Consider the following 4,342-nt stretch of genomic DNA (forward strand, 5'->3'; position numbering starts at 1 on the left):
CAGCCCCTTTTCCTTTTATCACCAATATCTAGTGGCTTTACACATAGTCTTAACGGATGGATGACTAGGTTCCCACTTATAGCAAGCTTGAACGGTAGCTTTGAAGCGTCCCCATGTACCTAGCAGCAAACGAAGCCTGTCAGTGCAAAGCTGCTAAAAGTTACCTATAATAGTAATAGGGGGGATTTCAAGTGTTTGCAACAGGACAAAAGGACATGCAATACATGGATCAATATACAATGGAAAAGCTGGGGCTGCCGGGCGTTGTACTGATGGAAAATGCAGGAGCCCGGGTGGTGGAAGAAATTATTAAAAGTTCTTCTGCCTTGAATCCAAAAGTGGTCGTACTTGCAGGCGGCGGAAACAATGGCGGGGATGGCTTTGTGATTGCCCGCAGGCTGTTTGATGCTGGAATGGAGCCGCTCCTTTGTTTATTAGTGGACCCATCCAAGGTTAAAGGGGATGCAAAAATTCATTTTGATGTGTACATAAACCGGGGCCTGTCTGTTTTTATGCTTCAGGAAAAGTCGATAGAGGCACTGGAACAGGAATTGGAAAAAGCCGACATTATTGTGGATGCCATCTTAGGAACAGGGGTGAATGGCCCTGTTCGGGAACCTTTTCACGAAGTGATTTCATTGGTAAATCAATATGAAGGGGAAAAATTGGTTCTTTCTGTCGATATTCCGTCAGGCGTCAGCAGTGATACCGGGAAAGTACATGGTGTGGCGATAAAGGCTGCTAAGACGATTACGTTTGTGTTCCCGAAAAAAGGGTTTTTCTTAAATGAAGGCTCTCAGCATGTCGGCGAATGGAAAGCTGTCAATATTTCGGTTCCGCCTGCGATTGTCGGCGAACTGGGACTGAACCTGCCGCGGGTGTTGACGGATGAGTTTGTGCAGCCTTGTATCCCGACCCGCCCAAAATTTGGACATAAAGGAACTTTCGGGCATGCCTTGATTGTAGGAGGTTCCCGTCCGTATGTCGGCGCCCCGATTTTTGCAGCAAAGGCCGCTTTAAAGTCTGGAGCGGGATTAGTGACATTGGCAGTGCCTGAAAGTATATATTTGCTTACAGCCGCACAAAATCCGGAATCATTATTTTTGCCGTTAGCAGATGTGGATGGGCACTTTGGAAGAGAGGCAGTGGAGGAACTAGCTTCGCGGTTAAAGCAATTTAACAGTGTGGCCGTTGGGTCGGGAATGGGACGATTTCCTGGAGGGGAAGAATGGATGAAATCACTCCTTGCTTCACTGGAAGGGCAGCCGCTTGTCGTAGATGCGGACGCCTTGTATTTATTGCGGGATCATTTGGATGCGGTTCGCCAATACAAGGGAAACGTTATTTTTACACCGCATCCCGGCGAAATGGCACAATTGATTGGAAAAACGGTAAAAGAAGTAGAGGCAGATCGGATCGATATCGCCAAGTCATTTGCGCAGGAATATAACGTGTATTTGGTATTAAAAGGGCATCGTTCGATTATTGCCACACCAGATGGAGAGGTTTACATCAACCCACGCGGTCATGACGCGCTGGGAAAAGGCGGAAGCGGAGATGTGCTAACCGGATTGATCGCCTCATTCCTCGCCCAAGGGGCACCGCCGGTCCATGCTGCAGTTGTCGCAAGCTACTTACATGCCCGGGCCGGGGAAGAGAAAGCCAAAATAGTATCTCATTACGGTGTAACACCTTTTGACATTATTGATGGGGTAAGGGACCAGCTGAATAGCATGACATAATAGTCAGGCGCTTTTAGGCTGCGGCGCCAATCGCTTTGATTGGAACCCGGATCAAGGTTTTTCTACAACCTTGTCCTAAGGAGCTCATGAGGACAGAAACAGGTACAAAAAAGCCAATCCTCGTGTTCTTATCAGGGGTATTGACCCCTGAAGCAAGGAAAAAGAGAGGAGTTGGAGTTCCAACGCCTAAACTGAAATCTTTTTCCAGTCGTTTGGCAGTTAATAAAGTGTTGAAACAACTAAACTGCTAAAGCATTATGCTCGCAACCTAATCGTCTTTAGGTTTAAAATAATACTATCTTGATTCTTTAGTAACCTATCTGATGATCTGTTAATTTACGTATGATATCACGACGTTTTTTAGGGAGATGAAAGATTATGGGGTTATTAAGAACAGGAATTAGTATTGTTGATTTTGACGAAACGTATATTGTCCAAAAGGAGCTGCAAAAATATCCGCATGAGGAAATTGATTTTCAGCAAATGCGGCATGTCAACCTTTATTGTGAAAACGAATCATTGGAGCTTTTAAGCAGGAGACTGCAAAAACGAAGCCACAAAGGAATTACCTTTATCGGCAGCGGAAACTATCATTATCTTACCTATTTATTCTTAAAAGAAATCGAAAAACCTTTTACCCTCGTCTTATTTGATAACCATCCAGATTTGGGCACAGAATGTGAAACGTTGCTCTCTTGCGGTTCATGGGTTTCATATGCTTTAAAAGATATCCCATTGGTGGAGCAAGTTGTTATCATTGGCCCTACCTCGGTCTTACGAGATCCAATAAACCATCACCAAGTGACTCTTTTTCCATATAAAAACAACCATCCATACTCTATAAAGTCTATTCTTTCTGCCATCCATACACCAACTGTATATATCAGCATTGATAAGGACGTATTAAACACGAATGAAGCAACGACAAACTGGGACCAGGGTGTCATGACACTTGCCAGCTTAACGGATTGCCTGAAAGCGATTTTGAGCTGCAAACAAGTTGAGGGCGTTGACATTTGCGGGGAAGCGCATCTATCCCCAGCTGACCTCTTGCTTCCAGACTATCAAGCAATCATTCAAAAAAATCAAACAGCCAATCTAAAAATATTGCAAACTTGCCTTCAATCAGGATACCGGCAAACGCGTGGTGCTTAATATCTTGTTTTGCCCTTCGGCAAGGTGTGAGGTATAGAAGATGTTAAAAGGGCATTCTGTAATGAATTTTGGCATCATTGGGCTCAGCGATATTGTGCAAAATGCATATTTGCCGATGTTAGCAGCATACAAGATCATGAAGATTTCATCCAAGCGGTTCTAACAGGGACAGTACTGAAAATTTCAACTCAGGATGTGCACTTGTAACACATGAAAATTGTGCGAAAAAATTCCTGTACATACTAACTTGTAACAATAGCAACACAATATCTAATCCCGCGTAAAAAAATATATTATTGGAAAAAATATGCTATACTTAATATTAGAAACCTTAAAGGTCGGTGGCAGGATGAGAAGAATGGATTTTTCTGACCTAAATAAACAAATCTTTGAAAAGAAAAGTGAAGTAGATAGGACGATTTTACGGACTAAATCCCCGGACAGACTAGTAAGAACAAGGGCCCGCGATGAGAATGAAGCTAGAGTTTTAGACGAATTATGCATCAAGCGCTGGAAAAAAGCCGAGGAAGAAGGGAAGATTAAATATCTAAGTAAGCGGGTGTGGTATTATGAACTTGATTGAAGAATCAAAACAAAAGCTTACTGAACTGGAGTCGAAAAGCTCTTTTGAAAAAATGGTACAGACAGCCGCGATCCTTACAAAACTTTTAGAAAACAAGAATATTCTTCCAGTGATTGTTGGCGGTTTAGCAGTTGAGATTTATTCACGCTTATGAAAAAACTACACCCAATCAAAAGAGAAACCAAAATTTAAGCAGATAATTCTAGATATTTTCAATTACTTGGGGAAAGGAATAATTCGGGAAAGCATTCAATCCGTTCTAGAGCAAATCGCTATAGACTCATCCAGTTTTATGTTAAAAAAGGGGGAATATACATAAAATAGGAAAAAGATTAGTAATTATAAGTGTTATACTCTTAATAGGGATAGGAATTTATATTTACAATTTCCCTTATCAAAGATATCAAGCAGAAAAAATATTTGAAGAATACATTCATAGGCAAGGTTTGACAAATAAAGATATCAAAAAAAGATGGACTTCAAAAGATTTTCAACAAAACGGATATATTATCCGAGTAGTGTATAAAGATGACCCTGATAAAATTTATGAATATCATTATGCTCCTTCTTATTCTGAAAAAAGCACATTTAAAAAAATGTTTTTATTAGTTTATGAGCATGGATCAAGCGCACTTTCTTATAAACATAAACCTTTATAAAGAAAACGAAATTTCTTAATTAAAAAAGAAGACAAATCCTAAATGTAGTAATAAATTTGTCTTCTTTTTTATTTTGATATGGGGGCTATTTTAGCTTATCCATTTTCCTGAAGAATCAAAATGGTATACTTTACCATTAATGGTTTGTGTGCCTGTTACCATAGCGCCTGTAGGATATCCGGAAATATCACCAGGATTTAAGC

6 protein-coding genes are annotated in these 4,342 nt (G+C 40.8%); all 6 read left to right on the forward strand.

The genetic code is table 11. The features are described 5' to 3' along the window. Nucleotides 1-191 precede the first annotated feature (191 nt). Nucleotides 192-1,742, forward strand: a complete 1,551-nt coding sequence (locus BFU02S_RS14885; protein WP_066372335.1) for a bifunctional ADP-dependent NAD(P)H-hydrate dehydratase/NAD(P)H-hydrate epimerase — start codon at nucleotides 192-194, stop codon at nucleotides 1,740-1,742. A 378-nt stretch (nucleotides 1,743-2,120) separates the two neighbouring features. Continuing rightward, on the forward strand, nucleotides 2,121-2,897 hold the full coding sequence (locus BFU02S_RS14890; protein WP_066372337.1) for an arginase family protein: 777 nt from the start codon (nucleotides 2,121-2,123) through the stop codon (nucleotides 2,895-2,897). A 40-nt stretch (nucleotides 2,898-2,937) separates the two neighbouring features. Then, nucleotides 2,938-3,060 carry a hypothetical protein gene (locus tag BFU02S_RS17560; RefSeq protein WP_268872911.1) on the forward strand — a complete coding sequence of 41 codons (123 nt, stop codon included), beginning with the start codon at nucleotides 2,938-2,940 and terminating at the stop codon, nucleotides 3,058-3,060. 195 nt (nucleotides 3,061-3,255) lie between these two features. Next, entirely contained in the window at nucleotides 3,256-3,480 is a 225-nt protein-coding gene (locus BFU02S_RS14895; RefSeq protein ID WP_235842084.1) for a hypothetical protein, read from the forward strand. Further along, on the forward strand, nucleotides 3,467-3,634 hold the full coding sequence (locus tag BFU02S_RS16885; RefSeq protein WP_157075958.1) for a hypothetical protein: 168 nt from the start codon (nucleotides 3,467-3,469) through the stop codon (nucleotides 3,632-3,634). Before BFU02S_RS14895 ends, BFU02S_RS16885 begins: the two co-directional genes overlap by 14 nt. Nucleotides 3,635-3,821: 187 nt before the next feature. Then, a complete protein-coding gene (locus BFU02S_RS17760) occupies nucleotides 3,822-4,139 on the forward strand; it encodes a DUF3139 domain-containing protein (RefSeq protein ID WP_369690714.1) in 318 nt (105 codons plus the stop codon). Nucleotides 4,140-4,342: the final 203 nt, after the last annotated feature.

Origin of the sequence: Neobacillus fumarioli NBRC 102428 (assembly GCF_001591485.1) — a bacterium.
In the GTDB taxonomy this organism is placed as follows: domain Bacteria; phylum Bacillota; class Bacilli; order Bacillales; family Cytobacillaceae; genus Neobacillus; species Neobacillus fumarioli.